We start from the raw sequence: 25,870 nt of genomic DNA, 5'->3' as shown, positions 1-25,870 counted from the left end.
CGGCCTGCCCGCCGGCCGCCCGGTGCGTCGCGAGCCTGCGGCGCCGCCGGCGGGGGAGGGGTGTCTCCGGGTGTCGCTCTGCTCTGCTCACCATGGCGGGCGGGGGTGGTCCGTACCTCGCTTTGCTCTGCTTACCCCCGGAGCGGCCCGCGCCCGGCCCCGCACCCGGCCCGGCCCGCATCCGGCCCGGCCCGCACCCGGCCCGCGCCGCGCTCGCGCCGGTGCCGGCGCCGGAAGGGGCTCCCGGAAGCGACCGGCCGGCCCCGCCCGCCACCGGGCGGGACGGGTCCGATGGACCCGGTCCGGGCGGTCCGGGGGCGGAGCCCCGGATGGTGAGCAGAGCAAAGCGAGGAACAGGCGGCCCCTTGCCCGAGCCGCCCGGGCATGATTCCCTGAGATTGTCGACAACTCGACAACCTCGATCGATGCCTCCGGTCGACCCCGGAGCCGGACGCACGACTCTCGACGCATCAGGAGTTGCGAACCCATGGCACAGCTGTCCCCGCTGCTGAAGCAGGCCACCCCGGTCCAGGCCGCCCGCGGTGAGGGCGTCTATCTCTTCGACACCGACGGGCGACGCCACCTGGACTTCACCGCAGGCATCGGCGTCACCTCGACCGGGCACTGCCACCCGGCGGTGGTCAAGGCCGCGCAGGACCAGGTCGCGACGCTGATCCACGGCCAGTACACGACCGTCATGCACCAGCCGTTGCTGAAGCTGGCCGAGCGGCTCGGTGACGTGCTGCCCGAGGGGATCGACTCGGTCTTCTTCTCCAACTCCGGTTCGGAGGCCGTCGAGGCGTCGGTGCGGCTCGCCCGCCAGGCCACCGGCCGGCAGCTGGTCGTCGCCTTCGACGGCGGGTTCCACGGCCGGACGATGGGTGCGGCGGCGCTCACCACCTCCGGCGCGAAGATCCGCGCCGGGATCGGCCCGATGATGGGCGGCGTCGCGTTCGCGCCGTTCCCGTACGCGTACCGGTACGGCTGGACCGAGGAGCAGACGGTCGAGTTCGCGCTGAACGAGCTCGACCGGCAGCTGGCGAGCACCGCGCCGGTCTCCGACGTCGCGGCGTTCATCGTGGAGCCGGTGCTCGGTGAGGGCGGCTACGTGCCGACCCCGGCCGCGTTCCTGCAGGGCCTGCGCGAGCGGGCCGACCGGCACGGCATCCTGCTGATCGCCGACGAGGTGCAGACCGGGTTCGGCCGCACCGGGCGGTTCTGGGGCCACCAGCACGCCGAGGGCGTCGTCCCGGACGTCATCGTCACCGCCAAGGGCCTGGCGTCGGGCTTCCCGCTGTCCGCCATCGCCGCGCCGAAGGCGATCATGGAGAAGGCGTGGCCCGGCTCGCAGGGCGGCACCTACGGCGGCAACGCGGTCGCCTGCGCCGCCGCGCTGGCCACCCTGGACGTGGTGCTCGGCGAGAACCTGGTGGAGAACGCCCGGGTGCAGGGCGAGCGGCTGGTCGCCGGCGTCCGGGACGCCGCGCAGGGCATCGCCGCGATCGGCGACATCCGCGGCCGCGGCCTGATGGTCGGCATCGAGTTCGTCGACGCCCAGGGCAAGCCGGACGGCGCGACCGCCGCGAAGGTGCACGCCGCCGCCGCCGAGCACGGGCTGCTGCTGCTGACCTGCGGCGTGCACGGCAACGTCGTGCGGATGATCCCCCCGCTGGTGGTCACCGCCGAGCAGGTCGACGAGGGCCTGGCGCTCTGGACCAAGGCGCTGACCGACGCGCTCTCCTGAGTGCACGTCCCGCAGCACGCGAACGGCCCCGTCCACCGGATCCGGTGAACGGGGCCGTTCGCGTACGGCCGGGGTGCCGGCAGGAGGTCAGCGACCGGCCGGGGAGATGTTGAGGCTCATCCCGGCCAGGCCGCGCGACTTCACCACGAGCTGCTGGGCGACGCTCTCCAGCGCCTGTGCGGCCGCCGTCTCGGGCTTGCCCAGGACGATCGGGGTGCCGGCGTCGCCGCCCTCGCGCAGCGCCACGTCCAGCGGGATCTGGCCGAGCAGCGGCACCGTGGTGCCGACGACCCGGCTCAGCGAGTCGGCGACGGTCTGCCCGCCACCGGAGCCGAAGATCTCGGCCCGGGAGCCGTCGGGCATCTCCATCCAGGACATGTTCTCCACCACGCCGGCGAGCCGCTGCCGGGTCTGTGTGGAGATCGCCCCGGCCCGCTCGGCGACCTCGGCGGCCGCCTGCTGCGGCGTCGTCACGACCAGCAGCTCGGCGTTCGGGACCAGCTGCGCCGTCGAGATCGCGACGTCGCCGGTGCCCGGCGGGAGATCGAGCAGCAGCACGTCCAGGTCGCCCCAGAACACGTCGGCCAGGAACTGCTGCAGCGCCCGGTGCAGCATCGGTCCGCGCCAGACGACCGGGGTGTTCCCGTCGGTGAACATGCCGATCGAGATGACCTTCACGCCGTGCGACTGCGGCGGCATGATCATGTTGTCGACCTTGGTCGGCCGGTCGTCGGCGCCGATCATGCGCGGCACCGAGTGGCCGTAGATGTCGGCGTCGACCACGCCGACCTTCAGGCCGCGGCGGGCCATCGCGGCCGCCAGGTTGACGGTGACCGAGGACTTGCCGACGCCGCCCTTGCCGGAGGCCACGCAGTACACCCTGGTCAGCGACCCGGGCTGGGCGAACGGGATGACCGGCTCGTCGGAGTCGCCGCGCAGCGAGCGGCGCAGCTCGGTGCGCTGCTCGTCGCTCATCACGTCGAGCTCGACCTCGGCGCGCTCGACGCCGGGGACCTTCGTGACGGCCTCGGTGACCCGGGCGGTGATCGTCTCCCGCATCGGACAGCCGGCGACGGTCAGGTAGACCCCGATGCGGGCCGTGCCGTCGTCGGTGACGTCGACGCTCTTGACCATCCCCAACTCGGTGATCGGCTTGTGGATCTCCGGGTCCTCGACGGTCCCGAGGGCGGCGTGCACGGCCTCGGAGACGGTGCTGGTGCTGCCGGTGACGGACATGAGCTTCAACGACCTCTTTCCTCTCGCGACACCGCCATGCTACGTGGGTGTCCGGAGCGTCCCGCTCGTCTCCTAGCATCACTGTGGTGGACGAGACGGCGGGCGGCGCCCCGGGGCGCGGGAACCCGGGACGGCGGCGGGTGGTCCCGACCCGCGACGAGCTCGAGTCGTGGCGCAGCTTCCTGCGCGCCCACGCCGGGATCACCAAGCTGCTGGAGACCGAGCTGGAGGCCGAGCAGCGGTTGTCCCTGGCCGCCTACGACGTCCTGGTCCAGCTGTCCGAGGCGCCGGACCACCGGCTGCGGATGACCGAGCTGGCCGACGCGGTCCTGCTGTCCCGGTCCGGGGTGACCCGGCTGGTGGACCGGCTGGAGAAGGCCGGCCTGGTCGAGCGGGCCAGGGTCGCCGACGACGGGCGCGGCGTCACCGCCCGGATGACCGACGCCGGCTACGAGCGGCTGCGGATCGCCGCGATCACCCACATGCGCGGGGTCCGGGAGCACTTCGCCGACCGGCTCGACGCCACCGACCTCGCCGACCTGGAGCGGGTCACCCGCAAGCTGATCCCCTGATCAGTCCCGCCGGCGGCCCCGCCTGCGCTCGCCGCGCCCGGTGTCCGGGCCGGCGCCCGCCGCGGCCCGGTGCACCGCGTCGTCGAGCTGCCCGGACAGCTTCTCCAGCTCCCCGCGCAGGTAGTCGCGGCTGACCGTCTCGCCGACCGCGAGCCGCAGTGCCGCCAGCTCGCGGGCCAGGAACTCGGTGTCGGCCTTGGTCCGCTCGGCCCGTCGGCGGTCCTCCTCGAGCGCGATCCGGTCCCGGTCGTCCTGCCGGTTCTGGGCCAGCAGGATCAGCGGCGCGGCGTACGCGGCCTGGGTGGAGAACGCCAGGTTCAGCAGGATGAACGGGTACGGGTCCCAGCGGATCTGCCAGGCGACCAGGTTCAGTGCGATCCACACGACGACGATCACGCTCTGGATGGCCAGGAACCGGCCGGTCCCGAGGAACCGGGCGACCCGCTCGGAGAGCCGGGCGAAGCCGTCCGGATCGACCTCGAACCGCCTGCGGCCGATCCGGGGCTGGTCCAGCCGGCGGCCGGTGGTGATCTCAGGCATGGTGCGCCCCCGGTCGTCCGTTCGCCGATCCGCGGCCCACCTCGGCCGGTCCGAGATCGCGGTCCCGCCAGCCCTGCGGCAGCAGGTGGTCCAGCACGTCGTCGACGGTGACGGCGCCGAGCAGGTGGTTCTGCGCGTCGACGACCGGGCCGGCGACCAGGTTGTAGGTGGCGAACCAGCGGGTCACCCCGCCGAGCCCGGTCTCCGGCCCGATCTGCGACAGCTCGGTGTCCACCATTCCCGCGACCAGCTCGAACGGCGCCGCGCGCAGCAGCTGCTGGGCGTGCACGCAACCGAGGTAGCGGCCGGTCGGGGTGGCGGTGGGCGGCCGCACCACGAACACCATCGACGCCAGTGCGGGCGGCACCTCCGGGTTGCGGATCCGGGCCAGCGCCTCGGCGACCGTCGCGTCCGGCCCGAGCGTGATCGGCTCCGGCGTCATCAACCCGCCTGCGGTGTCCCACTCGTAGCGCATCAGCCGGCGCACCGGCTCCGACTCGCCCGGCTCCATCAGTCCCAGCAGCCGGCCGGCCTCGTCGTCGGGCAGCTCGCCGAGCAGGTCGGCGGCGTCGTCCGGGCTCATCGCCTCCAGCACGTCGGCGGCCCGGTCGTCGTCGAGGTAGGCCAGCAGCTCGCGCTGGTCGGACTCGGAGAGCTCCTCGAACACGTCGGCCAACCGCTCGTCGTCGAGCGCGTCGACGACCTGGTGCTGGCGCTCGTCGGGCAGCCGGGACAGCGCCGCCGCCACGTCGGCCGGGCGCATCGAGTCGAACACCGCGAGCAGCCGGTCCGCGCCCTGCGCCGCGGCCACGTCGAGCCCGGACACGTTCTCCCAGCCGTGCACGTCGACCCGGGCGCGGCGGGCCAGCCGGGTGCGGCGGAACCGCACCGCCACCCGGGTGATCGCCCAGTCCCGGGTGCGCGTCGGCTCGATCGCGACGTCCACCACGACCCCGTCCTCGCCGGAGTCGCGCACGGTGACCGGCGAGTTCAGCAGCTCGCCCAGCACCAGCGTCTCGTTCGCCCGCTGGTCGAACGAGCGCAGGTTGACCGAGCCGCTGGCCAGGGTGACCGCCGATCCGGCGATGTCGGAGACCCGCAGCATCGGCACGAAGATGCTGCGCCGCGCGGACAGGTCCACCACCAGGCCGAGCACCCGCGGCGGATGGCTGTCGACCCGCAACGACACCACGACGTCGCGGACCTTCCCGATCCGCTCGCCGTCCGGGCCGAACACGGCCAGCCCGGCCAGCCGCGCGACGAACACCCGTGCCGAGGCCATGGCGTCGAGAGTAGAGCGGCCGCTCCGGGCGGTGCCCGCGGCGGCGCCGGCGCGGCATGCGGTGATTAGGCTCGCGCGACGTGAACGAGCCGCATCCCGAACCCGTGCACCGGCCCGGCCCGGACCCGCTGCGCTACGACCTCGTCGACGTCTTCACCGACCGGCCCTACGCCGGCAACCAGCTCGCCGTGGTGCACGGCGCCGAAGCGCTCTCCACGGCCCGGATGCAGGCGATCGCCGCGGAGTTCAACCTGTCCGAGACCGCCTTCCCGCTGCCGCCGACCGGCGACGCCGACGCGGGCGCCGACTACCGGGTGCGGATCTTCACCCCGCGCCGCGAGCTGCCCTTCGCCGGGCACCCGAGCGTCGGCACCGCCTGGGTGCTTGCCCGGGACGGCGTGATCGGGCACGGCGAGCGGATCCAGGAGTGCGGCGCCGGACTGCTCCCGGTCCTGGTGGACGGCAGCGGCGCCCGGGTCGAGGGCGGCCCGCCGTCGGTCGGCGACGAGCTGGACGCGGCCGCGCTCGCCGCCGCGGTCGGGCTCGGGCCCGACGACGTCGACGGCGCGGCCTCCCCGGGGCTGGCCGGCGCCGGCGTCGAGTACGCGATCCTGCTCGTGCACCCGGGTGCGGTCGCCAGGGCCCGCCCGGACGCCGCCGCGATCGCCGCGCTGCCCGGCGACGTGATCGGGGTGCTCGTCGCCGCGGTCGACGCGACCGCCGAGCGGGTGCACGCGCGGATGTTCGCGCCCGCCTCGGGGGTCCCGGAGGACCCGGCGACCGGGTCCGCGGCCGTCGCGCTCGGGGTGTTCCTGGCCGATCGCGGACTGGTGCCCGACGACGGCGAGCACGCGTTCGTCGTCTCCCAGGGCGCGGAGATGGGGCGGCCCTCGACGCTGCACGCGGGCGTGCGCACGGCGGGCGGACGGCCGGTCGGGACCTGGGTGGGCGGCACCGTCGCCGCCGTGGCGAGCGGATCCCTGACCCCACCTCCCGAACAGGACTGACTCGCGGGTAACCCCTCGTGACCACCTGCGGGTGAGAAACCAATCACCTGGGCGGGGCGTCCGGCGGGTCGCCGTGCCAGCATCACCCAGCAGCCCGACTGCCCGCCGCGCCGTCCCCGGTGCGCGGGCGAGGACGAACTCGACGAGGAGCCAGCCTGTGAGCACCACCCTCCGCGCCCGCCGGTCCTGCCTGGCCGTGCCCGGGTCGAGCCAGAAGTTCATCGACAAGGCGCGCACGCTGAACTCGGACCAGGTGTTCCTGGACCTGGAGGACGCCTGCGCCCCGCTGGCGAAGCCGGGAGCCCGCAAGACGATCGTCGAGGCGCTGAACGAGGGCGGCTGGGGCGAGAAGATCCGGGTGGTCCGGGTCAACGACTGGACCACCGAGTGGACCTACCGCGACGTCACCGAGGTCGTCGAGGGCGCAGGCGCCAATCTCGACGCGATCATGCTGCCGAAGGTGCAGACCCCGGAGCAGGTCGTCGCGCTGGACCTGCTGCTCACCCAGATCGAGAAGACGATCGGCTACGAGGTCGGGAAGATCGGCATCGAGGCCCAGATCGAGAACGCGCTCGGCCTGACCAACGTGAACGCGATCGCCACCGCCTCGCCGCGGGTCGAGACGATCATCTTCGGCCCGGCCGACTTCATGGCCTCGATCAACATGAAGTCCCTGGTGGTGGGGGAGCAGCCGCCCGGCTACGACGTCGGCGACGCCTACCACCACATCCTCATGTCGATCCTGATGGCCGCCCGCGCGCACGACAAGCAGGCCATCGACGGCCCGTTCCTGCAGATCAAGGACGTCGACGCGTTCCGCAGGGTGGCCGGCCGCTCGGCCGCGCTGGGCTTCGACGGCAAGTGGGTGCTGCACCCCGGCCAGATCGACGCGGCGAACGAGACCTTCTCGCCGGCGCAGAGCGACTACGACCACGCCGAGAACATCCTCGACGCCTACGAGTACTTCACCTCCGAGGCGGGCGGCAAGCGGGGCGCCGCGATGATCGGCGACGAGATGATCGACGAGGCCAGCCGCAAGATGGCCCTGGTCATCTCGGGCAAGGGCCGCGCCGCGGGGATGACCCGCACCGACAAGTGGACCCCGCCGGAGGCGTGAGCACGCCGCGGCAGCTGACCAGAGACGCTCAGGAGGAACACAGATGGCGCGGCTCGCGCAGACCGCCGGTCTGACCGACATCCAGACCGAGATCCTGTCCACCGTCCGCAGCTTCGTGGACAAGGAGATCATCCCGCACGCGACCGCGCTCGAGCACGAGGACGCGTACCCCACCGACATCGTCGAGGGCATGAAGGAGATGGGGCTGTTCGGCCTCATGATCCCGGAGGAGTACGGCGGGCTCGGCGAGTCGCTGCTCACCTACGCCCTGGTGGTCGAGGAGATCGCGCGCGGCTGGATGAGCGTCTCCGGTGTGATCAACACCCACTTCATCGTGGCCTACATGCTCCGCCAGCACGGCACCGAGGAGCAGAAGCAGCGCTATCTGCCGGCGATGGCGACCGGTGAGACCCGCGGCTCGTTCTCGATGTCCGAGCCCGATCTCGGCTCGGACGTCGCGGCGATCAAGACGAAGGCGGTCGAGGCCGGCGACGGCAGCGGTGACTACGTGATCGACGGCGCCAAGATGTGGCTGACCAACGGCGGCACGTCGAACCTGACCGCGGTGCTGGTCCGGACCGACGAGGGCGCCGAGAAGGCGCACCAGAACCTGACGACGTTCCTGGTCGAGAAGCCCACCGGCTACGGCGAGGTCGCGCCCGGCCTGATCGTCCCCGGCAAGATCGACAAGATGGGCTACAAGGGCGTCGACACCACCGAGCTGGTGTTCAAGGGCCACCGGGTCCCCGGTGGGCAGATCCTCGGCGGGGAGCGCGGCAAGGGCTTCGCGCACATGATGGACGGCGTCGAGGTCGGCCGGGTGAACGTGGCGGCCCGCGCCTGCGGCATCGCGATCCGGGCGTTCGAGCTGGGCGTGGAGTACGCGCAGCAGCGCTCCACCTTCGGCAAGCCGATCGTCAACCACCAGGCGATCGCGTTCAAGATCGCCGAGATGGCGACCAAGGTCGAGGCCGCGCACCTGATGATGGTCAACGCCGCGCGCCTGAAGGACCGCGGCGAGCGCAACGACGTCGAGGCCGGGATGGCCAAGATGCTCGCCTCGGAGTACTGCAAGGAGGTCACCGAGGACTCGTTCCGGATCCACGGCGGCTACGGCTACTCCAAGGAGTACGAGATCGAGCGGCTCATGCGCGAGGCGCCGTTCCTGCTGATCGGCGAGGGCACCTCGGAGATCCAGAAGACGATCATCTCCCGCGGCCTGCTGCGCGACTACAAGCTGCGCTGAGGTTACGCCGCACGTCACGTGCGCGTCGTGCGCGCACGTGACGTGCGAGACGTCGCTAGTCTCCTCGGGCACACCGGACGGCCGTCGACCGTTGCCCGGTAGCAGAAGCGGAACACCACCTGCGAGGAGAATCGCCATGACCAACCCCTTCGGCGGCCAGGCACGCCCGGCACCGGGCCTGCCGCAGCTGCCCACCCCGCCGACCGGGTGGCCGGTGGGCTCCTACGCCACCTACGAGGAGGCGCAGCGGGCCGTCGACCACCTGGCCGACTCGGACTTCCCGGTCCGCGACGTGACGATCGTCGGCGTCGACCTGATGCTGGTCGAGCGGGTGATCGGCCGGCTCACCTGGGGCCGGGTGCTGGGCTCGGGCGCCGCGTCCGGTGCCTGGCTGGGTCTGTTCGTCGGTCTGCTGCTGTCGCTGTTCTCGCCGGACGGCAGCTTCTGGCCGATCGTCGTCGGCCTGGCGTCCGGCGCCGTGTTCGGCATGGTGTTCGCGGCCGTCGGCTACGGCGCGAGCCGCGGGCGCCGGGACTTCCAGTCGGCCAGCCAGATGGTCGCCGGCCGGTATGACGTGCTGTGCGAGCCGCGCAACGCCGAGCAGGCCCGCGAGATGCTCGCCCGGCTCGCGATGGGCAGCCCCGGCGGAGGTTTCTGAGCCGGTAGCGCGATCACGGCCGCCGTCACCCGCCGGGGTGACGACGGTCTCGTTCCTCAAGATCTCCACAAGGCCCTTTCATTCCGCACCGAACTGCTTATAGTCCGCCTCGGACATACCGGGAGGGACGCGCTATGACACAGGTGTCAGGCGGCGGTGCGGCGGGGCAGGAACTCCCGCCGGCCGCGGTGGACGAGGACGTGTTCCTCGCCGAGCGGCGCACATGGACGCCGCTCAAGATCGCGATCTGGACGACGATCGCGCTGCTGGGTGGCCTCGGGTGGGTGATGCTGGCCCTGGTCCGCGGCGAGACGGTGAACGCGATCTGGTTCGTGTTCGCGGCGGTCAGCACCTACCTGATCGCCTACCGCTTCTACTCGACCTACATCGAGCGGAAGCTGCTCAAGCCGGACGACCGGCGGGCCACCCCCGCCGAGTACGCCGAGAACGGCCAGGACTTCGTCCCGACCGACCGGCGGGTGCTCTACGGCCACCACTTCGCCGCGATCGCCGGCGCCGGTCCGCTGGTCGGCCCGGTCCTCGCCGCGCAGATGGGGTACCTGCCCGGCACGATCTGGATCATCGTCGGCGTCATCGTGGCCGGTGCGGTGCAGGACTACCTGGTCCTGTTCTTCTCGATGCGTCGCGGCGGGCGCTCGCTGGGTCAGATGGCCCGCGAGGAGCTCGGCCGGGTCGGCGGCACGGCCGCGCTGGTCGCCACCCTCTCGATCATGATCATCCTGATCGCGGTGCTCACGCTGGTCGTGGTCAACGCGCTCGGCGAGAGCCCGTGGGGCGTCTTCTCGGTGGCGCTGACCATCCCGATCGCCCTGTTCATGGGCGTCTACCTGCGTTTCCTGCGGCCCGGGAAGGTCTCCGAGGTCTCCTGGATCGGCTTCGCGATGCTGATCGCCGCGATCGTCGCCGGCGGCTGGGTCGCCGAGACCGAGTGGGGCCAGGCGCTGTTCACCCTGGACCGGGTGACGATCGCCTGGGGCATCATCATCTACGGCTTCGTCGCCGCGGTGCTCCCGGTGTGGCTGCTGCTGGCGCCGCGCGACTACCTGTCGACCTTCATGAAGATCGGCACCATCGTGCTGCTCGCGGTGGCGATCATCGTCGTCCGGCCGGAGCTGGCGGCGCCCGCGTTCAGCGAGTTCGCCGGGCGGGACGACGGCCCGGTCGTCGCCGGGTCGCTGTTCCCGTTCCTGTTCGTCACGATCGCCTGCGGTGCCCTCTCCGGGTTCCACGCGCTGATCTCCTCGGGCACCACCCCGAAGCTGGTCGAGAAGGAGCGGCAGACCCGCTTCATCGGCTACGGCGGCATGCTCATGGAGTCGTTCGTGGCGATCATGGCGCTGGTCGCGGCGCTGTCGATCGACCGCGGGCTGTACTTCGCGATGAACGTCCCCGCCTCGCTCACCGAGGGCACCGTCGAGGGCGCGGCCGCGTTCGTGAACTCGCTGGGCCTGATGAACGTCAACGTCACGCCGGACCAGCTCGCGTCGACCGCGGCGCTGGTCGGCGAGGAGTCGATCGTCTCCCGCACCGGCGGCGCCCCGACCCTGGCGGTCGGGCTGGCGAACATCATGCAGCAGTTCATCGGCGGCCCGTCGATGATGAGCTTCTGGTACCACTTCGCGATCATGTTCGAGGCGCTGTTCATCCTCACCGCGGTGGACGCGGGCACCCGGGTGGCGCGCTTCATGCTGCAGGATGCGATCGGCACCGTCGTCCCGCGGTTCAGGGACACGTCGTGGCGGGTCGGCGCCTGGATCTGCACCGCGCTGATGGTCGGCGGCTGGGGCGCGATCCTGGTGATGGGCGTGACCGACCCGCTCGGCGGGATCAACACGCTGTTCCCGCTGTTCGGCATCGCCAACCAGCTGCTCGCCGCGATCGCGCTGGCCGTCTGCCTGGCCCTGGTGGCCCGGCGCGGGCAGGTGCGGTATCTGTGGATCATCGGGGTGCCGCTGGCGTTCGCCGCGGTCGTCACGATCACCGCGTCGATGTTCAAGATCTTCTCGCTGAAGCCGGCGATCGGCTACTGGGCGCAGCACTTCGCGTTCCGGGAGGCCATCGCGGCCGGTGAGACGAGCTTCGGCAACGCGGCCACCCCGGAGGCGATGGCCGCGGTCGTCCGCAACACCTTCATCCAGGGCTCGCTGTCCATCCTGTTCGTGACGCTGGCGATCATCGTGATCGTCACCGCGGTGCTCTCGGCCTGGCGGTCGATCGCCATCGGCGGCCGTCCCGAGCTGGAGGACCCGCCGGTGCCGTCGCAGATCTACGCGCCGTCCGGGCTGATCGCCTCGCCGGCCGAGAAGGAGCTGGAGAAGCGCTGGACCGAGGCGGTCGGCGACCGCGTGCGGGCCGGGCACTGATGGCCGGCGCCGGGCGGGCGGAGGCGGTGCGGGACGGCCTGCGCGGCCTCGCCTGGTGGTGGCGGGGCGTGATCGGGGCAGACCGCTACGAGCGCTACCTCGACCACCACCGCCGCGCCGGGCACGACCACCCGCCGATGACCGAGCGGGAGTACTGGCGGGCCCGGACCGAGCACCAGGAGAACAACCCGCAGGGCCGGTGCTGCTGAGCGAGCGTGCGGAACGGTCCCGGGCGCCGACCGGCCCCGGGAACCGCTGCGCCGCACGGGTGGTGTGACGGCTCCCGAACGGGGGATCGGGCCCGGTCGGGTGGGTGGTGAGCCCACCCCGACCGGGCCCGTACCGGTATCGCCCGGGCGCGTCGGGTTCCGGGGAGGGTGCCCGCCGGGGCAGGATCACGCCCGTGAACGGCGAGGCGCGGCAGACCGACGAGATCCGCCCGTCCACGGTGCACCGCGCCTACGGGCGCGGCGCGGGCGGGTACGACGGGTTCGTCGGCTCCATCCCCAGCTACAAGGCGCACCTGCGGGTCTCGGCGTCCCGGATGGGTCTGGGTGACGGGCCCGGCCTGCGGCTGCTCGACATCGGCTGCGGCACCGGGGTGTCCACCGAGGCGCTGCTGACGACGGTGAAGGGCGCCGAGGTCGTCGCCGTCGACGCCTCCGCGGAGATGCTCGCGGTCGCCAGGAAGAAGAACTGGTCGCCCCGGGTCACCTTCGTGCACGCCAAGCTGGAGACCCTCGCCGAGGCCGGGATCGAGGGCCCGTTCGACGGCATCCTCGCCTCCTACCTGGTGTCGAACCTGCCCGACGCCGAGCACGGCCTGCGCCGCCTGCTCGCCCTGCTCGCGCCCGGCGCGCCGCTGGCGGTGCACGACTACGCGGTCGGCGGGACCCGCGGCCGGATGCGCTGGGCCACCGCCGCCTGGACCTACCTGGTCCCGATGGCCGCGATGCGCTGGGGCGTCGCCGATCTCGCGCGCTACCGGGCGAAGCGGATCAGCGGCGCGGGCGGCCCGGAGCAGATGGTGCACCGGATGGAGCGGGCCGGGTTCTCCGACGTCCGGGTGCAGACCGTCGGCGGCCTGCAGCAGCACCTGGTGCACACCTTCCTCGGCAGGCGGCCGGACGAGCCGGACGTGGTGGGGGAGCGGATCGCCCGCTCGTCCGCGCTGGCCGCGGCCGGCTGGCGGCCGGCGCCGTCCGAGCCCGGACCGCCCGCCGACCCGGACGGCCCGGTGGACCCGGACGACCGGGACGGCCCGGCGGACCCGGACGACCGGGCGGACCCGACCGGCCCGGACGAGGCCGAGCCGGTCGACGAGGGCGGCCCGGACGACCCGGGCTATGCCGACGAGCTGCCGCCGGAGGCCACCGGGGACGCCGGCGGCCCCGGGTACTCCGACGACGTCACCGTGGGCGACGCGGAAACCGCCGCCGGCCCGGGCGGTACCCCCGGGGACGACGACGAGCCGCCCACCCCACCGGCCGGCGCCCCACGGGTCTGAGCCCCGGCCGGCAGAACCTGCTACAGCCAGCCGTTGCGGCGGAAGTTGCGGTACAGCAGCGTGCAGATCGTCGCGATGATCAGCAGCACCATCGGGTACCCGAAGCTCCAGTGCAGCTCGGGCATGTAGTCGAAGTTCATCCCGTAGACGCCGGCGATCATCGTCGGCACCGAGATCAGGCCGGCGTAGGCGGTGATCTTCCGCATGTCGTTGTTCTGCCGCATGCTGATCTTCGCGAGGACGGCGTCGACCAGCGTGGTGAGCAGCTCGTTGAACCCGGCGACCTGCTCGGCGACACCGCCGAGGTGGTCGTCGACGTCGCGGAAGTAGGACCGCACGTCGTGCGGCACCAGCGCGCTGTAGCCCTCGGACAGCTTGCGCATCGGCCCGACCAGCGGCATCACGCAGCGCCGCAGGTCGAGGATCTCCCGCTTCATCACGTAGATCTGCTCCGGGTTCATCGTCGAGCCCGGCGAGAACACCTCGGCCTCGACAGCGTCCAGGTCGTTCTCGATCTGCCGGACGACCTCGATGTAGGAGTCCACGACGTGATCGGCGATGGCGTGCAGCACCGCGGCCGGGCCCAGCCGCAGCCGCTCCGGATCGTCCTCCAGCCGCCGCCGCACCTCGCCCAGCCCGGTGTGCCTGCCGTGCCGGACCGTCACCACGAAGTCCCGGCCCAGGAACGCCATCACCTCGCCGGTCTCGACGATCTCGTTCGCCGTCGTCGGGTCCGCGTGCCCCACGTAGCGGACCGTCTTGAGCACCATGAACAGCGTCTCGTCGTAGCGCTCCAGCTTCGGCCGGTTGTGCGCGTGCACCGCGTCCTCGACGGCCAGCTCGTGCAGCCCGTAGGTCTCGGCGACACCGGAGATCTGCTCGGCGTCCGGCTCGTGCAGCCCGATCCACACGAACCCGGCGCCGCGCTCGCGGACCTCGGCGATCGCCTCGTCGTGCGTCCAGCGGCCGGGGAGCCGCTCGCCGTCGACGTACACGCCGCAGTCGACGACGTAGGCCGACAGCGGCACGCGCAGCCGGGCCGGGCGCTCCGCCTCGGCGCGGGCCGCGATCCGGTCGGCGCGCCGGGTGCGGCCTGCGGCGGAGCGGATGGAGGGGCGGAGCTGGGAGAGCGAGGGCATCACGGGGACCTCCGGGCGGCGGGCCGGCTCGCCGGGCGAGCACGGCTCGTGGACGTGCGACCGCCGCGGCGGCCGCCGGACACGGGTCACGCCTCCCGCCGGGATCAGCCGGGGTGCACCGTCCGGGTGACGGGCGGCGGGAGGCGGCACGTACTGCTCACCGGTGCCTGGGGTTCGGACGACTGTTCGGGCGACACCGCGCTCACCTCCCCGCTCCCACTCGGATCGTTGCTCCGTGCATCGAACATCGCGCGCGGAACGTGTCGGGAATGTGAGATGCCCGACCGTGCGCGTGTGAGTTGGACCGCCGCTGCCCGCGCGGGTCGCCCGATAGATTACCCCCGCAACGGATCAAGAACGTGATGGGAGCGTGAACGGTGCAGTTCGGGCGCTACTACGAGGAGTTCGAGGTCGGTGCGGTCTACAAGCACTGGCCCGGCAAGACGGTCACCGAGTACGACGACCACCTGTTCTGCCTCCTCACGATGAACCACCATCCGCTGCACATGGATGCGCACTACGCGGGGGAGACCACCGACTTCGGCAAGAACGTGGTCGTCGGCAACTACATCTACTCGCTGCTGCTGGGCATGTCGGTGCCCGACGTCTCCGGCAAGGCGATCGCCAACCTCGAGGTCGAGTCGCTCAAGCACACGAAGCCGACCTTCCACGGCGACACCATCTACGGCGAGACCGAGGTCCTGGACAAGACCCCGTCGAAGTCGAAGGACGACCGCGGCGTCGTGTACGTCGAGACCCGCGGCTACAAGCAGGACGGCACCGTCGTCTGCACCTTCCGGCGCAAGGTGATGGTGCCGAAGCAGTCCTACGGCGACGCCCGCGGCGGCGAGCAGCCCGGCCGCCCCACGCCGCAGGGCTGAGCCCGGCCGGACGGGTCAGATCCGGGGCAGCGCGCCCCACCCGCGCAGGACCCCGGTGAGCCCGTCCACCACCGGCAGCGCGTCGTAGCCGGCGAGATCGACGAACCGGGCGTCGTCGGCGTCGTCCCCGGCAGTGGGCCGGACGGGTGAACCGGGGGCGAGGTCGCACCGGTAGTCCGCGATCCGGTACGGCCCGCGGACGACGACGCCGGCGAGCTCGCCGGGCCGGACCGACAGGCCGGTCTCCTCGGCGAGCTCGCGGACGACGGCGGACCGCTCGTCCTCACCCGGCTCGACCCGCCCGCCGGGGACCGACCACAGTCCCCGACCGGGCTCGTTCGCCCTGCGCACCAGCAGCAGTCGGCCGTCCGGGTCATGGACGATTCCACCCACGCAGGCGATGTGTCGGCTACTGTCGGTCATCCGGAATGACGGTACGCTGCTCGGGTGCCGGTACCCGTGCCTTGGCGGGTTCGGGTACCAATGTCGAGGTTGTCCCAACGGGCCGGAACGGGTGACGGGTAACGTGCGCAAGATTCTCATCTTGGTCGCTGTGGCGCTGGGTATCTTCCTGGTCGTGACCGCGCCGCAGGCGGCGGCGAACTCGGTGACGAACGTGGGCAACATCCTCTACGACGCGGCGCAGTCGGTGTCGACGTTCGTCACGTCGCTGCTCTGAGTCGTGCTCGCGCCCCGGGAGATCGACGAGTACCTGCTCCCCACGGAGCGGCGGGTCATCCGCGTGCGCCAGCACTGGGCCGTCATGGCGAGGCACATGACGCAGACGACGCTGTTCATCGCCGTCGTGGTCGGCTTCGAGCTGCTGATGAACCGGGCCGGGAACAGCCCCGCGGTTGAGGTCGTCGTCGACAACCTGACGTTCTACCTGGTGTTGGTCGCGGTGCTGCGGTTCACGGCGCTGACGATCCTGTGGTGGATCGAACGGATCGTCATCACCGACAAGCGGGTGATGATCGCCCAGGGCATCATCGTGCACAACGTGGGCATGATGCCGCTGGGCAAGGTCACCGACCTGACGTTCCAGCGCACGCTGTCCGGGCGGATGCTCGGCTACGGCACGATGGTCGTCGAGTCGGCGGGCCAGATCCAGGCGCTCAACCGGATCGACTACATGCCCCGCCCCGAGGAGATCTACGAGGCGCTCTCCGAGCTGGTGTTCGGCGAGAAGGGCAAGACCCGCGCCACCGGGATGCTGGCGAAGCCGCGCTGGCGGCGCTGATCCCGGCCGCCGGTTAGGGTCGGGACGTGTCCCGGCCCGTGATCGACCTGCACGCCCACTCCACCGCGTCCGACGGCACGGACAGCCCCGCCGGGCTGGTCCGCGCGGCGGCCGCCGCCGGGCTGGACGTCGTCGCGATCACCGACCACGACACCACCATCGGGTGGGACGACGCCGTCGCGGCGCTCCCGCCCGGTCTGACCCTGGTCCGCGGCGCCGAGTTCTCCTGCCTGAGCCCGACCGGCCGCGACGGCGAGCCGCGCTGCTCGGTGCACCTGCTCGGCTACCTGTTCGACCCGCAGCACCCGGCGATCGTCGCCGAGCAGGAGCGGCTGCAGGTGGAGCGGGTGCAGCGGCTGCACACGATGATCGGCCGGATGGCGGCCGACGGGTACCCGGTGGACGTCGACGGCGTCTTCGCGCACCTGCCCGAGGGCGCCAGCGCCGGGCGGCCGCACCTGGCCCGCGCGCTGGTCGCGGCCGGCGTCGTCGGGTCGGTGAGCGAGGCGTTCGCCGAGCTGCTGCACAACGACAGCCCCTACTACGTCCCGCGGGCCGACACGCTCGTCGAGACGGCCGTCGAGATGATCTCCGCGGCCGGCGGGGTCGCGGTGTTCGCGCACCCGCTGGCCCGGGTCCGCGGGACCGTGATCGAACCGTCGGTGCTGGTCGACCTGGCGGGCCGCGGGCTGGCCGGGATCGAGGTGGACCATCCCAACCACGTGCCCGACGACCGCGGGCTGCTGCGCGCACTCGCCGCCGAGCACGGTCTGCTCGTCACCGGATCGAGCGACTACCACGGCACGAACAAGCCGACCCCGCTCGCCGAGGAGACCACCGATCCCGAGGTGTACGCCGCGATCGTGGACCGCACGACCGGGGTGAAGCCCGTCGGCGGCTGATCAGCACGGCGCCGGTCGGGCGGGCTCCCGGCCGCTGTACCGTTGCCGGATGGCCCCTCCCGCCACCGGGTCCCCGGACGGCCAGCTCGGACTGGACCTGCTGGATCCCGACTTCGGGGCGACCGCACTGCACCGGGTGACCCCGGCCCGCCTGGACACCTGGGACGCCTGCCCGCGGCGCTACCGGATGCTGCACGTCGACCGGCCCGCCCCGGCCCGCGGCGGCGCGTTCGCGCACACCACGCTGGGCGCGGTCGTGCATCTCGCGCTGCGCTCCCTGGCGTCGCTGCCGGCGCACCGGCGCACCCCGGCGCAGGCCGCCGCGCTGGTCGGGAAGCACTGGAACGGGGAGGGCTTCCGGGACGACGCGCAGGCCGCGCGCTACCGGGACCGGGCCGCCGACTGGCTGGCCGCGGCCGCCGAGGGCCCGGCCGGCACCGCCGAGCCGGTCGCCGTCGAACGGTGGGTGAGCGCGCCGGTCGGGTCGTTGCTGGTGGAGGGCCGGATCGACCGGCTGGACGCGGGACCCGACGGCGGGCTGCGGGTGGTGGACTTCAAGACCGGCCGCCGGGTCCCCACCGACACCGACGCCCGCGACTCCCGCCAGCTCGCGCTCTACGCCGTCGCCGCGGGGGAGGTGTTCCACCGCCGGTGCCGGCAGGTGGAGCTGCACCACGTGCCGACCGGCACGGTCGCCGTCTGGGAGCACGACGACAGCTCGCTGGCCGGGCACGTGTCCGCCGCCGAGGCGACCGCGGTCCGGGCGGCCGACGCCGTCGCGGCGCTGGCCGCGGGCGCCGGGCCGGACGAGGCGTTCCCGCCGCGCACCGGTGAGCAGTGCGGCACCTGCCCGGTGCGCAGGCACTGCGCCGACGGCCGGGCCGCGGTGCCCGAGCCGCGGCCGTGGGATCTGCTCGTCCCGTGACGCGCGTGCCGGACCACCACGACCGGGCCGGGCATCCCGCGCCGGACGCCCGCCGCCCGCCCGCATCCGGGCCCGCGCCGGGGGGCCCGCCCGCCCGGGGCGCCGCCGGCCCGGGCCGGCCGCAGCCGCCCGCACCGGGCGTCGAGCCACCGACCCGGCCGACCGGTCACCCGGCCCCGCCGCGCCGTCCCGCGCCGCCGCAGGCCCGCGGCCGCGGTGCGGCGCCGCCCGCCGGCGGTGCACCGGGCCGGATCGGGCCGCCCGACAACCGGGGCCGCCCCGGCGCCCCGGACGGTGCGCGCGGGGCCGGAACCCCGGACCGTGGGCGCGGTGCCGGTGCCCCGGACGGTGGGCGCGGTGCCGGTGCCCCGGACGGTGGGCGCGGTGCCGGTGCCCCGGACGGTGCGCGCCGCGCCGGTGCCCGCGACGGTGGGCGCGGAGCCCCGGACAGTGGCCGCCGGACCGACGGCCCCGTCGACCCGCCCACGGTGCGCCGCGGCGCGCTCGGTGCCCGCGGGGGAGCCGGTTCCCGGCGCGGGATCGGCGGCGGGGCCGCCGACCCGGGACCGGACGACCATCCCGCATCGCGCCCGCCCGCCCGCCGCCGCGGCGGCGCCGGCCGGGCCGATCCGGGCGACGCCGGCCGGGACGGTGCCGGCCGGGACCGGGAATCCCGGCCGGTCGACCCGCCGGTCCGGGTGTCCGGTCCCGGCCGCCTCCTGCGCGGCCTGGCCGGGGTGCTCGCCGGCGGGCTCGTCGTGCTGGCGGCCGGACTCGTCGTCGTGGAGTGGCTGGCCGGGCGCAACGGCGTGCCGGGCCCCGGCACCGGGGCGATCGCCGCCCACCTGGTCGCCGCGGTGGTCGCGGTGACCGGGCAGGTGGTCGCGGACCGGCGCGCCGACCGGACCGGCACGCTCGCCGCGCTCGGGGTGATCGGCACCGTCGCGCTGGTGCTGGGCCTGGGCTGGTTCCTCTAGGAGCGGGCCGCCGGCCCGAGCACCACGATCTCGGTCCCGCGCAGCTCCACCAGCAGCCCGCCCTGCGCGGCGACCTGCACCGGTCCGGTCCGGTCCCCGCGGTCGACCGGCAGGGTGCGGCGGACCGCGCCGTCGGCCGGATCGACGTCGGCCAGCCCGCCCGGCACCGGCACCAGCAGCCGGTCGCCGTACCGGGTGCCCGGGCCGAGCGTGCCGGGCACCGACCAGCGCGGCTGCAGGGTGCCCGCGTCCAGCGCGACGGTGGCGCCACCGGTCCACCAGTAGCGGGTGGGATCGTCCGGCCCGCCGGTGCGGGTTCGCGCGACGCCGTCGGCGGGCACCGACATGGTCGCGCCGGCGGCGACCGGGAACTCGCCGATCCGGCGGCCACCGCGGTCGAACAGGGCGAGCCGCGGCACGCCGGGCAGCAGCACGGCGGCCCGCTCCGGGGACAGCGCGATCAGCTGCGCCCCGTCGGTGCCGATCTCGGCGGAGGAGTCGAACGCGGGGCGGTCGCCGTCGGTGCTGCTCGGGCGGAGCACGGACAGCCGCTCGGTCGTCTCACCGGGGCAGCGTTCCAGCACCCCGGCCCGGTCCTGGGCGGCGGCGAACGACCGGAAGGTGCAGCCGCTGCGCGGTTGCGTGCCGGGCTCGGCGGGCGCCCGGACGGTGCCGTACTCCGCGGTCCGCACCAGGTCCGAGCGGAACGTCTCCAGGTAGTCCTCGCCGGTCGCGAGCACCGGGTCCTGGCCGATCAGCCGGGTCCCCGGGCGGGCGTCCAGGGTCCGGTTCGGGCCGCGCCCGCCGGTACCGGGATCGAGCGTGGTCAGCTCGGAGCAGTACTCGTCGTTGCGGTAGAGGGCCATCACGCGGCCGTCGGCGAACCCGGTCGTGCACAGGGCGAGATCGCGGGAGTACGACCAGCGCTCCGCACCGGTGACGGCGTCGCGCCCGGAGAGCCGGGTCCCCTCGGCGACGACGACGCCGTCCCCGGCGACCAGCGGGACCGGGGTGGCCGGGCTGGCCGCCCGCCACAGCTCGTCGAAGGACGCGGGGACCGGGCCGGCCGGCGGCGGCGGGGTGGCGGCGGTCGTCGCCGGGACCGACTCGGTGTTGGCCGCGGGGCTCTGCACGCCGTAGAGCAGTGCCACGCCGCCGAGCAGCAGCACGAGCACCGCGGCGACCATGCGGTCGCCGCGGTGTCGTCGTTCGGCGGGCACCTGCGGCCACGGTGCGCGGCGCAGGTTCCGCGGGCGCAACACGCGGTACGGGCCCGTCAGCTGGCGGCGGCGTCGGCCCCGTCGGCGGACTCGCCACCGGACCGCCGCCGGGACCCGCCGCGGCGCCGCCTGCGGCGCGGCTTCGTGCCCTCGCCGTCGGCGGAGCCGGACGCCTCGGGGCCGGTGGCGGGTGCGGCGGAGCCGGACGACTCCTGGGGGGCCTCGCCGGCCGTGGAACCGGCGTCGACGGTCACCCCGCCCCGGGTCCGGGTGCGGGCGCGCCGCTTGCGGGCGGGACGACGGCCGTCGTCGTCACCCGGCTGGGCGGACGGCCCGGAGTCCCGGCCGGTGCGGCCGCCGCCGCGCTGCTTGCGCGATCCTTGGTGGTCGCCCTCGGAGTCGATGTACTCGGCGCCGAGCCCGGCCCGGGTGCGCGCGGACAGCGGCAGCCGCCCGGTCGCGCTGGTCGGGATGTCCAGGTCGGTGAACAGGTGGTCCGACGTCGAGTACGTCTCCACCGGCTCGTCGATGCCCAGCGACAGGTCGTCGGAGATCATCTTCCAGCGCGGCATCTCGTCCCAGTCGACGAGCGTGACGGCGACGCCCTCGCGCCCGGCGCGCCCGGTCCGGCCGATCCGGTGCACGTAGGTCTTGGAGTCCTCGGGGCACTGGTAGTTGATCACGTGGGTGACCCCGGTGACGTCGATGCCGCGGGCCGCGACGTCCGTCGCGACCAGCACGTCGACCTTCTCCGAGCGGAACGCGCGCAGCGCCTGCTCGCGGGCACCCTGACCCAGGTCGCCGTGCACCGCGGCCGCGGCGAACCCGCGCTCGGCCAGGTCGTCGGCGACCCGCTGGGCGGTCCGCTTGGTCCGGGTGAAGATCATGGTCAGGCCGCGCTCACGGGCCTGCAGGACCCGGGTGACCAGCTCGACCTTGTCCATCGCGTGCGCCCGGTAGACGAGCTGCTTGGTGCGCTCGTGGATGGAGCCCTGGTCGGCCTCCTCGGCGCGGATGTGCGTCGGGCGGGTGAGGAACGCCCGGGACAGCTGCACGATCGGGCCCGGCATGGTCGCCGAGAACAGCATCGTGTGCCGCTCCTCGGGGAGCATCCGCAGGATCCGCTCGACGTCGGGCAGGAAGCCCAGGTCGAGCATCTCGTCGGCCTCGTCGAGGACGAGCGCCTTGACCCGTCCGAGGACCAGGTGCCGCTGCTCGGCGAGGTCCAGCAGCCGGCCGGGGGTGCCGACGATGACGTCGACGCCCTTGCGCAGGGCCTCCAGCTGCGGCTCGTAGGCGCGGCCGCCGTAGATGGCGACGACCCGCACGCCCAGGTTCTTGCCCGCCGCGGCGATGTCCCGCGCGACCTGCACGCAGAGCTCGCGGGTCGGGACGACGACGAGCGCCTGCGGGACGTCCTTCGTGCGGTCCGCGGCCTCGCCCTCGGCGGTGGCGGCGGCCCGCTCGCCGGGCGGGGTGATCCGCTGCAGCAGCGGCACGCCGAAGCCCAGCGTCTTGCCGGTGCCGGTACGGGCCTGGCCGATCACGTCCTCACCGGCCAGCGCCAGCGGGAGCGTCAGCTCCTGGATCGCGAAGGTGCGGACGATGTCGTTCTCCGCGAGCGCGGAGACGATCTCCTCGCGGACGCCGAGCTCGGCGAAGGTCGGGGGCAGCTTCTCGCCGCCGGGATTGGTGACGCCGAGCGGGGCCTCGGCGGGGGTGATGCCGGTGGACAGGAAGCCCGGGTCGGCCTCGGTACCGGTGGTCTCCGTGGCGGGACCGGCACCGGTTTCTGCGCTGTCTTCGGGAACGGACAGGATGATCGCCTCTCTCCGCGCACAGGAGCCGTGGCGTGGCTCGTCGACCGCCGCTCGCCCGCGTCGGGGTCGGGGCAGGAGAGCCGCCGAGGCGCTGCGCGCACCATGTCGGGTGCGGGTCCGGTGAGATGTGGCCGGCCGAGGTACGGCCCGCCCGCCCCGTTTCCCGGTCCCGCGCGTGTGCACGTCGTCCGCATGTCGGCAACGCGCTGTCCGCATGATACCCCTCGACGTCCCATTGCACGACGAGGACGCCTCGCGCCGGACGAGTGAGATACCTCGCGCACCCGCAGGTGATCATCCGGGGTGCCGCCCACCATCCGGTTAGGGTGGCCGCCATGACCACCGATGCCGGTTCGCCGGCCGCCGGACCCACCCCGGTGACCGTCGAGCTGCTCGGCGTGCTCGGCTACGGCGAACTGTCCGCGTTCGACCGGCTCGCCGAGGACGCGCGGGCCGCGCCGACCCTCGCGGGCCGGGCCCAGCTGTCCACCATGGCGGCCGCGGAGATCGGTCACTTCCGGCTGATCGAGGAGCACCTCGGCGGGGCAGGCGTGGCGATCGCCGACGCGATGGCGCCGTTCGTCACCCTGATCGACAGCTACCACGCCTCGACCGCCCCGCGGAGCTGGCTGGAGTCGCTGGTGAAGGCCTACCTGGGGGACGGCCTGGGCGCCGACTTCTACCGCGAGGTCGCCGGCTGGGTGGATCCGGCCACCGGTGACCTGGTCCGCCGGGTGCTGGCCGACACCGGCCACTCGGCGTTCGCCGAGCGCGAGGTGCGCGCCGCCTGCGAGGCGAACCCGCACCAGCGCGACCGGCTCGCCCTGTGGGGCAGGCGGCTGCTCGGCGAGGCCGTCACGCACGCCCAGCGGGTGGTGGCCGAGCGGGACGAGCTGGCCGAGTTCATCGTGCTCGGGTCGGGGGAGAAGGGCGGCGTCGCGGGCCTGATCAAGACCGTCCAGGTGGCCCACGGCAGGCGGATGAGCAGGCTCGGGCTGTCCTGAGCCCGTTCTGGACTAGCCTGGCGCCGGCAAGGGCAGGACGTGAACGGATCGGGAGGCCAACCGGTGAAGGTCAAGATCGGCATCGCGGAGACCCCGCGCGAGCTCGTGGTGTCCAGCGACCGCACGCCGGACGAGGTGGCCCAGCTCGTGAGCGGGGCGATGAAGTCCGACGACGGTCTGCTGGACCTGACCGACGATCAGGGCAACCGCTTCGTCGTCCCGGTGGGGCGGATCTCCTACGTGGAGATCGGCCCGGGCGAGGAGCGCAAGGTCGGGTTCGGTCTGGCTGCCAAGCCCTGAGCGGCGTGCGCCACCGGCGCGACTGACCGGTGGCCGCGGGCCCGGTCCCTGCGGGGGCCGGGCCCGTTTCCGTGTGCTGCCGCCGGGGCCGCTCAGTCGGTCTCCGGCGGCGGCGGGTCGTCCAGCGCGAACGGCGGACGCCCGGTCCCGGCGATCCGGAACCGGTCCCACAGATCCGGCTCGGACAGCGTCCCGGCGGCGGCGTGCCCCGGGGTCCGGATCTCGGCGTCGGCGCCCCGGGCGCCCAGCAGTTCGCTCAGCCGCGGATGCGCGAGCACCCGGCCGGACCAGTGCAGGCGGCCGTCGAACGGCTCGTGCCGGGCGTCCAGCAGCACCTCCACCGGGATCTCCTCGCCGTCGACGACCAGCGTCGCCGGGCCCCGGTACCCCTCGTCACCGTGCTCGTGCTCGTCCATGCCGGTCAGTCCTCCGGGCCGGTGCCGGTCGCGGTGTGCGGGTTCGGCACCAGCCGCAGGATGTCGGCGTTCGCGGTCGGCGCGTCCAGCCCGGCGACGCCGGCGATCCCGCCCCAGATCAGCGCGGACAGGTAGTTGGTCAGCGCGTCCCGGCTCATCGTGCGGCGGTCCAGCCACCACTCGCCGGCGGCCTGGACGAGCCCGATGAGTCCGATCGCCCAGACCTCGGCGCCGCCGGAGTCACGTCCGTCGGCGCGCAGGCGCTCACCGATCAGGGTGGCCAGCAGGGCACCGATCCGGCCACGGACGTCCTCGACGATCTCGGCGCCGGGGGCCGGCTCCGCCGGGTTGGCGACGACGAACCGGTAGAGCTGCGGCTCGTCCTCGACACCGCCGAGGAACGCGTCGATCACCGCGGCGACGTGCTCGATCGGCTCGGCCTCCACCGCGAGCACCGGGTAGATGCGCTCCATCAGCATCTCCGCGGCCCGCTCGCCGACGGCGCGTTGCAGGTCGGCCCGGTCGGTGAAGTGCCGGTAGAGCACCGGCTTGGTGATCCCGGCGGCCGCGGCGATCTGCGCGACGGACACGCCGGGGCCGTGTTCGCGGACGGCCTCGACGGCCGCATCGACCATCTCCGACCGGCGTTGCTCGCGGCGCTGGGTGCGGGCGTCCGGCTTGACATCCCTCTGTTCCTGGGGCACGTTACCAGTGGTAGCCGTTACCGCCGGTAACAGCAAGTCGCCTGCGGTGTCCGGAACAGCACATCGCCCACGGATCCGGCCCCCGGCCGGACCGGCGTCAGACAGGAAGGCGTGCCCGATGAGCGCTCCCGCCCGCACCGGCAGCAAGGCCCGGGTGGCCGACCGCGAGGACACCGCGCGGCGGCTGCTGCGCAGCTCGGTCGACCGGTCCTACGACCCGTCGATCGACATCGACTGGGAGGCGCCGCTGGTCGAGGGCCGCTACGGCGTCGTCCCCGAGCGGGTCTCGCTGTACGGCACCCCGCTGTGGGACGGGCTGTCCGAGGAGCAGCGGGTCACGCTGTCGGTGCACGAGTTCTGCAGCGTCGCCCGGATCGGGCTGTGGTTCGAGATGATCCTCATGCAGATGCTGCTGCGCTACGCCTACGACCGCGACCCGCGCCGCGCGCACATCCAGTACGCGCTGGTGGAGATCGCCGACGAGTGCCGGCACTCGATGATGTTCGCCAAGGCCACCGAGCGCTACGGGGTCCCGGACTACGCGCCGGACCGGATCACCCACGAGCTGGGCCGGGTGATGAAGACGATCGGGACCGGTCCGGCGATGTTCGCCGGGACGCTCTACGTCGAGGAGATCCTCGACCAGCTGCAGCGCGAGGGGATGCGCGACGAGCGCGTCCAGCCGCTCTCCCGGATGATCAACAAGATCCACGTGACGGAGGAGGCGCGACACGTCCGCTACGCCCGCGAGGAGCTGCAGCGGCTCATGCCGCGGACGAACGCGGCGCAGCGCATGCTGGCCCGGAACGAGACCGCGGCGATCGCCTACGTCGTCGCCCGGAACCTGATCCATCCCGAGGTGTACCGCAGCGTCGGCATCGAGCCCTCGGTCGGCCGGCGGGCCGCGCGGTCCAATCCGCACCATCGCGAGATGCTGCGCTGGTCGGCCCGCAAGCTCGTGCCGTTCCTGCGGGAGCAGGGCGTCATCGGCGGCCCGTCGGAGCTGCTGTGGAAGCGCGCCCACCTGATCTGAGACCCAGCCAGAACCG

General features: G+C 73.6%; 27 protein-coding genes. 18 read left to right on the top strand and 9 right to left on the bottom strand.

Annotated features, from left to right (window positions below; genetic code table 11):
* The first annotated feature begins 487 nt into the window (after nucleotides 1–487).
* Nucleotides 488–1,744 (top strand): aspartate aminotransferase family protein, encoded by a 1,257-nt coding sequence (locus tag ACVJO7_RS01670; RefSeq protein ID WP_344023730.1) that lies wholly within the window; start codon nucleotides 488–490, stop codon nucleotides 1,742–1,744.
* Between the two features lie 87 nt (nucleotides 1,745–1,831).
* Here the strand turns inward: ACVJO7_RS01670 and ACVJO7_RS01665 are convergent, their stop codons facing one another.
* Nucleotides 1,832–2,980, bottom strand: a complete 1,149-nt coding sequence (locus ACVJO7_RS01665) for an Mrp/NBP35 family ATP-binding protein (RefSeq protein WP_491671568.1) — start codon at nucleotides 2,978–2,980, stop codon at nucleotides 1,832–1,834.
* Between the two features lie 86 nt (nucleotides 2,981–3,066).
* On the opposite strand from ACVJO7_RS01665, the gene ACVJO7_RS01660 reads away from it, so the two are divergent.
* Nucleotides 3,067–3,552 (top strand): MarR family winged helix-turn-helix transcriptional regulator, encoded by a 486-nt coding sequence (locus ACVJO7_RS01660; RefSeq protein ID WP_491671400.1) that lies wholly within the window; start codon nucleotides 3,067–3,069, stop codon nucleotides 3,550–3,552.
* On the opposite strand, the gene ACVJO7_RS01655 is transcribed toward ACVJO7_RS01660, so the two are convergent.
* Nucleotides 3,553–4,092, bottom strand: a complete 540-nt coding sequence (locus ACVJO7_RS01655) for a DUF1003 domain-containing protein (RefSeq protein ID WP_344023734.1) — start codon at nucleotides 4,090–4,092, stop codon at nucleotides 3,553–3,555.
* Nucleotides 4,085–5,374 carry a magnesium transporter MgtE N-terminal domain-containing protein gene (locus ACVJO7_RS01650; RefSeq protein ID WP_344023736.1) on the bottom strand — a complete coding sequence of 430 codons (1,290 nt, stop codon included), beginning with the start codon at nucleotides 5,372–5,374 and terminating at the stop codon, nucleotides 4,085–4,087. Before ACVJO7_RS01650 ends, ACVJO7_RS01655 begins: the two co-directional genes overlap by 8 nt.
* Nucleotides 5,375–5,454: 80 nt before the next feature.
* On the opposite strand from ACVJO7_RS01650, the gene ACVJO7_RS01645 reads away from it, so the two are divergent.
* From ACVJO7_RS01645 to ACVJO7_RS01615, 7 genes are all read left to right on the top strand, one after another.
* Nucleotides 5,455–6,381 (top strand): PhzF family phenazine biosynthesis protein, encoded by a 927-nt coding sequence (locus tag ACVJO7_RS01645; RefSeq protein ID WP_491671399.1) that lies wholly within the window; start codon nucleotides 5,455–5,457, stop codon nucleotides 6,379–6,381.
* A 157-nt stretch (nucleotides 6,382–6,538) separates the two neighbouring features.
* Nucleotides 6,539–7,498 (top strand): HpcH/HpaI aldolase/citrate lyase family protein, encoded by a 960-nt coding sequence (locus tag ACVJO7_RS01640; protein WP_085911672.1) that lies wholly within the window; start codon nucleotides 6,539–6,541, stop codon nucleotides 7,496–7,498.
* 43 nt (nucleotides 7,499–7,541) lie between these two features.
* A complete protein-coding gene (locus ACVJO7_RS01635; protein WP_344023747.1) occupies nucleotides 7,542–8,744 on the top strand; it encodes an acyl-CoA dehydrogenase family protein in 1,203 nt (400 codons plus the stop codon).
* A 136-nt stretch (nucleotides 8,745–8,880) separates the two neighbouring features.
* Nucleotides 8,881–9,402, top strand: coding sequence for a general stress protein (locus ACVJO7_RS01630; RefSeq protein ID WP_344023750.1), 522 nt, complete (start codon nucleotides 8,881–8,883; stop codon nucleotides 9,400–9,402).
* A gap of 134 nt (nucleotides 9,403–9,536) precedes the next feature.
* Nucleotides 9,537–11,786 carry a carbon starvation CstA family protein gene (locus ACVJO7_RS01625; RefSeq protein ID WP_491671398.1) on the top strand — a complete coding sequence of 750 codons (2,250 nt, stop codon included), beginning with the start codon at nucleotides 9,537–9,539 and terminating at the stop codon, nucleotides 11,784–11,786.
* A complete protein-coding gene (locus ACVJO7_RS01620; RefSeq protein ID WP_344023754.1) occupies nucleotides 11,786–11,995 on the top strand; it encodes a YbdD/YjiX family protein in 210 nt (69 codons plus the stop codon). Before ACVJO7_RS01625 ends, ACVJO7_RS01620 begins: the two co-directional genes overlap by 1 nt.
* A 194-nt stretch (nucleotides 11,996–12,189) precedes the next feature.
* Nucleotides 12,190–13,293 carry a class I SAM-dependent methyltransferase gene (locus tag ACVJO7_RS01615; protein WP_491671397.1) on the top strand — a complete coding sequence of 368 codons (1,104 nt, stop codon included), beginning with the start codon at nucleotides 12,190–12,192 and terminating at the stop codon, nucleotides 13,291–13,293.
* A gap of 20 nt (nucleotides 13,294–13,313) precedes the next feature.
* Here ACVJO7_RS01615 and corA read toward each other — a convergent pair whose 3' ends face one another.
* Nucleotides 13,314–14,432 (bottom strand): magnesium/cobalt transporter CorA, encoded by a 1,119-nt coding sequence (corA, locus tag ACVJO7_RS01610; protein ID WP_491671396.1) that lies wholly within the window; start codon nucleotides 14,430–14,432, stop codon nucleotides 13,314–13,316.
* Between the two features lie 377 nt (nucleotides 14,433–14,809).
* Between corA and ACVJO7_RS01605 the strand changes: the two genes are divergently transcribed.
* Nucleotides 14,810–15,313 carry a MaoC family dehydratase gene (locus ACVJO7_RS01605; RefSeq protein ID WP_344023760.1) on the top strand — a complete coding sequence of 168 codons (504 nt, stop codon included), beginning with the start codon at nucleotides 14,810–14,812 and terminating at the stop codon, nucleotides 15,311–15,313.
* 15 nt (nucleotides 15,314–15,328) lie between these two features.
* Here ACVJO7_RS01605 and ACVJO7_RS01600 read toward each other — a convergent pair whose 3' ends face one another.
* Nucleotides 15,329–15,736 (bottom strand): NUDIX hydrolase, encoded by a 408-nt coding sequence (locus tag ACVJO7_RS01600; protein ID WP_491671395.1) that lies wholly within the window; start codon nucleotides 15,734–15,736, stop codon nucleotides 15,329–15,331.
* 130 nt (nucleotides 15,737–15,866) lie between these two features.
* Between ACVJO7_RS01600 and ACVJO7_RS01595 the strand changes: the two genes are divergently transcribed.
* The 5 genes from ACVJO7_RS01595 to ACVJO7_RS01575 are packed head-to-tail and all read left to right on the top strand — an operon-like array spanning nucleotide 15,867 to nucleotide 19,357.
* Entirely contained in the window at nucleotides 15,867–15,992 is a 126-nt protein-coding gene (locus ACVJO7_RS01595; protein ID WP_344023764.1) for a hypothetical protein, read from the top strand.
* 3 nt (nucleotides 15,993–15,995) lie between these two features.
* Nucleotides 15,996–16,553 (top strand): PH domain-containing protein, encoded by a 558-nt coding sequence (locus tag ACVJO7_RS01590; RefSeq protein ID WP_344023766.1) that lies wholly within the window; start codon nucleotides 15,996–15,998, stop codon nucleotides 16,551–16,553.
* A gap of 26 nt (nucleotides 16,554–16,579) precedes the next feature.
* Nucleotides 16,580–17,455, top strand: coding sequence for a PHP domain-containing protein (locus ACVJO7_RS01585; RefSeq protein WP_491671394.1), 876 nt, complete (start codon nucleotides 16,580–16,582; stop codon nucleotides 17,453–17,455).
* A gap of 49 nt (nucleotides 17,456–17,504) precedes the next feature.
* A complete protein-coding gene (locus tag ACVJO7_RS01580) occupies nucleotides 17,505–18,380 on the top strand; it encodes a RecB family exonuclease (protein ID WP_344023770.1) in 876 nt (291 codons plus the stop codon).
* A complete protein-coding gene (locus ACVJO7_RS01575) occupies nucleotides 18,377–19,357 on the top strand; it encodes a hypothetical protein (RefSeq protein WP_491671393.1) in 981 nt (326 codons plus the stop codon). The genes ACVJO7_RS01580 and ACVJO7_RS01575 overlap by 4 nt, the downstream gene beginning before the upstream one ends.
* Here ACVJO7_RS01575 and ACVJO7_RS01570 read toward each other — a convergent pair.
* Both ACVJO7_RS01570 and ACVJO7_RS01565 read right to left on the bottom strand, forming a co-directional pair.
* A complete protein-coding gene (locus ACVJO7_RS01570) occupies nucleotides 19,354–20,577 on the bottom strand; it encodes an Rv3212 family protein (RefSeq protein ID WP_491671392.1) in 1,224 nt (407 codons plus the stop codon). The genes ACVJO7_RS01575 and ACVJO7_RS01570 overlap by 4 nt on opposite strands.
* 56 nt (nucleotides 20,578–20,633) lie before the next feature.
* The gene (locus ACVJO7_RS01565) at nucleotides 20,634–22,472 is read right to left on the bottom strand and encodes a DEAD/DEAH box helicase (protein ID WP_491671567.1); all 1,839 of its coding nucleotides are present in this window, start codon (nucleotides 22,470–22,472) and stop codon (nucleotides 20,634–20,636) included.
* A 260-nt stretch (nucleotides 22,473–22,732) separates the two neighbouring features.
* Between ACVJO7_RS01565 and ACVJO7_RS01560 the strand changes: the two genes are divergently transcribed.
* Both ACVJO7_RS01560 and ACVJO7_RS01555 read left to right on the top strand, forming a co-directional pair.
* Nucleotides 22,733–23,401: a ferritin-like fold-containing protein gene (locus ACVJO7_RS01560; RefSeq protein ID WP_344022364.1), complete on the top strand. Its 669-nt coding sequence runs from the start codon at nucleotides 22,733–22,735 to the stop codon at nucleotides 23,399–23,401.
* A 63-nt stretch (nucleotides 23,402–23,464) separates the two neighbouring features.
* Entirely contained in the window at nucleotides 23,465–23,701 is a 237-nt protein-coding gene (locus ACVJO7_RS01555; protein WP_344022366.1) for a DUF3107 domain-containing protein, read from the top strand.
* 92 nt (nucleotides 23,702–23,793) lie between these two features.
* Here the strand turns inward: ACVJO7_RS01555 and ACVJO7_RS01550 are convergent, their stop codons facing one another.
* Together ACVJO7_RS01550 and ACVJO7_RS01545 are read right to left on the bottom strand one after the other, a co-directional pair.
* Nucleotides 23,794–24,117 (bottom strand): DUF4873 domain-containing protein, encoded by a 324-nt coding sequence (locus ACVJO7_RS01550; protein WP_491671391.1) that lies wholly within the window; start codon nucleotides 24,115–24,117, stop codon nucleotides 23,794–23,796.
* Between the two features lie 5 nt (nucleotides 24,118–24,122).
* Nucleotides 24,123–24,821, bottom strand: coding sequence for a TetR/AcrR family transcriptional regulator (locus ACVJO7_RS01545; protein WP_491671390.1), 699 nt, complete (start codon nucleotides 24,819–24,821; stop codon nucleotides 24,123–24,125).
* Between the two features lie 118 nt (nucleotides 24,822–24,939).
* Between ACVJO7_RS01545 and ACVJO7_RS01540 the strand changes: the two genes are divergently transcribed.
* On the top strand, nucleotides 24,940–25,854 hold the full coding sequence (locus ACVJO7_RS01540) for an AurF N-oxygenase family protein (RefSeq protein WP_491671389.1): 915 nt from the start codon (nucleotides 24,940–24,942) through the stop codon (nucleotides 25,852–25,854).
* Nucleotides 25,855–25,870: the final 16 nt, after the last annotated feature.

It is taken from the genome of Pseudonocardia sp. DxW, from assembly GCF_058448985.1.
The sequence above is the reverse complement of the archived record's forward strand: the minus strand, read 5'-3'. Positions and strand labels throughout refer to the sequence as shown.

Coding starts and splice junctions, on each gene's coding strand:
- ACVJO7_RS01670 (WP_344023730.1), top strand. CDS start 488: ATGGCACAGCTGTCCCCGCTGCTGAAGCAGGCCACCCCGGTCCAGGCC.
- ACVJO7_RS01665 (WP_491671568.1), bottom strand. CDS start 2,980: ATGTCCGTCACCGGCAGCACCAGCACCGTCTCCGAGGCCGTGCACGCC.
- ACVJO7_RS01655 (WP_344023734.1), bottom strand. CDS start 4,092: ATGCCTGAGATCACCACCGGCCGCCGGCTGGACCAGCCCCGGATCGGC.
- ACVJO7_RS01650 (WP_344023736.1), bottom strand. CDS start 5,374: ATGGCCTCGGCACGGGTGTTCGTCGCGCGGCTGGCCGGGCTGGCCGTG.
- ACVJO7_RS01635 (WP_344023747.1), top strand. CDS start 7,542: ATGGCGCGGCTCGCGCAGACCGCCGGTCTGACCGACATCCAGACCGAG.
- ACVJO7_RS01630 (WP_344023750.1), top strand. CDS start 8,881: ATGACCAACCCCTTCGGCGGCCAGGCACGCCCGGCACCGGGCCTGCCG.
- ACVJO7_RS01625 (WP_491671398.1), top strand. CDS start 9,537: ATGACACAGGTGTCAGGCGGCGGTGCGGCGGGGCAGGAACTCCCGCCG.
- ACVJO7_RS01620 (WP_344023754.1), top strand. CDS start 11,786: ATGGCCGGCGCCGGGCGGGCGGAGGCGGTGCGGGACGGCCTGCGCGGC.
- corA (WP_491671396.1), bottom strand. CDS start 14,432: ATGCCCTCGCTCTCCCAGCTCCGCCCCTCCATCCGCTCCGCCGCAGGC.
- ACVJO7_RS01600 (WP_491671395.1), bottom strand. CDS start 15,736: ATGACCGACAGTAGCCGACACATCGCCTGCGTGGGTGGAATCGTCCAT.
- ACVJO7_RS01580 (WP_344023770.1), top strand. CDS start 17,505: ATGGCCCCTCCCGCCACCGGGTCCCCGGACGGCCAGCTCGGACTGGAC.
- ACVJO7_RS01560 (WP_344022364.1), top strand. CDS start 22,733: ATGACCACCGATGCCGGTTCGCCGGCCGCCGGACCCACCCCGGTGACC.
- ACVJO7_RS01550 (WP_491671391.1), bottom strand. CDS start 24,117: ATGGACGAGCACGAGCACGGTGACGAGGGGTACCGGGGCCCGGCGACG.
- ACVJO7_RS01540 (WP_491671389.1), top strand. CDS start 24,940: ATGAGCGCTCCCGCCCGCACCGGCAGCAAGGCCCGGGTGGCCGACCGC.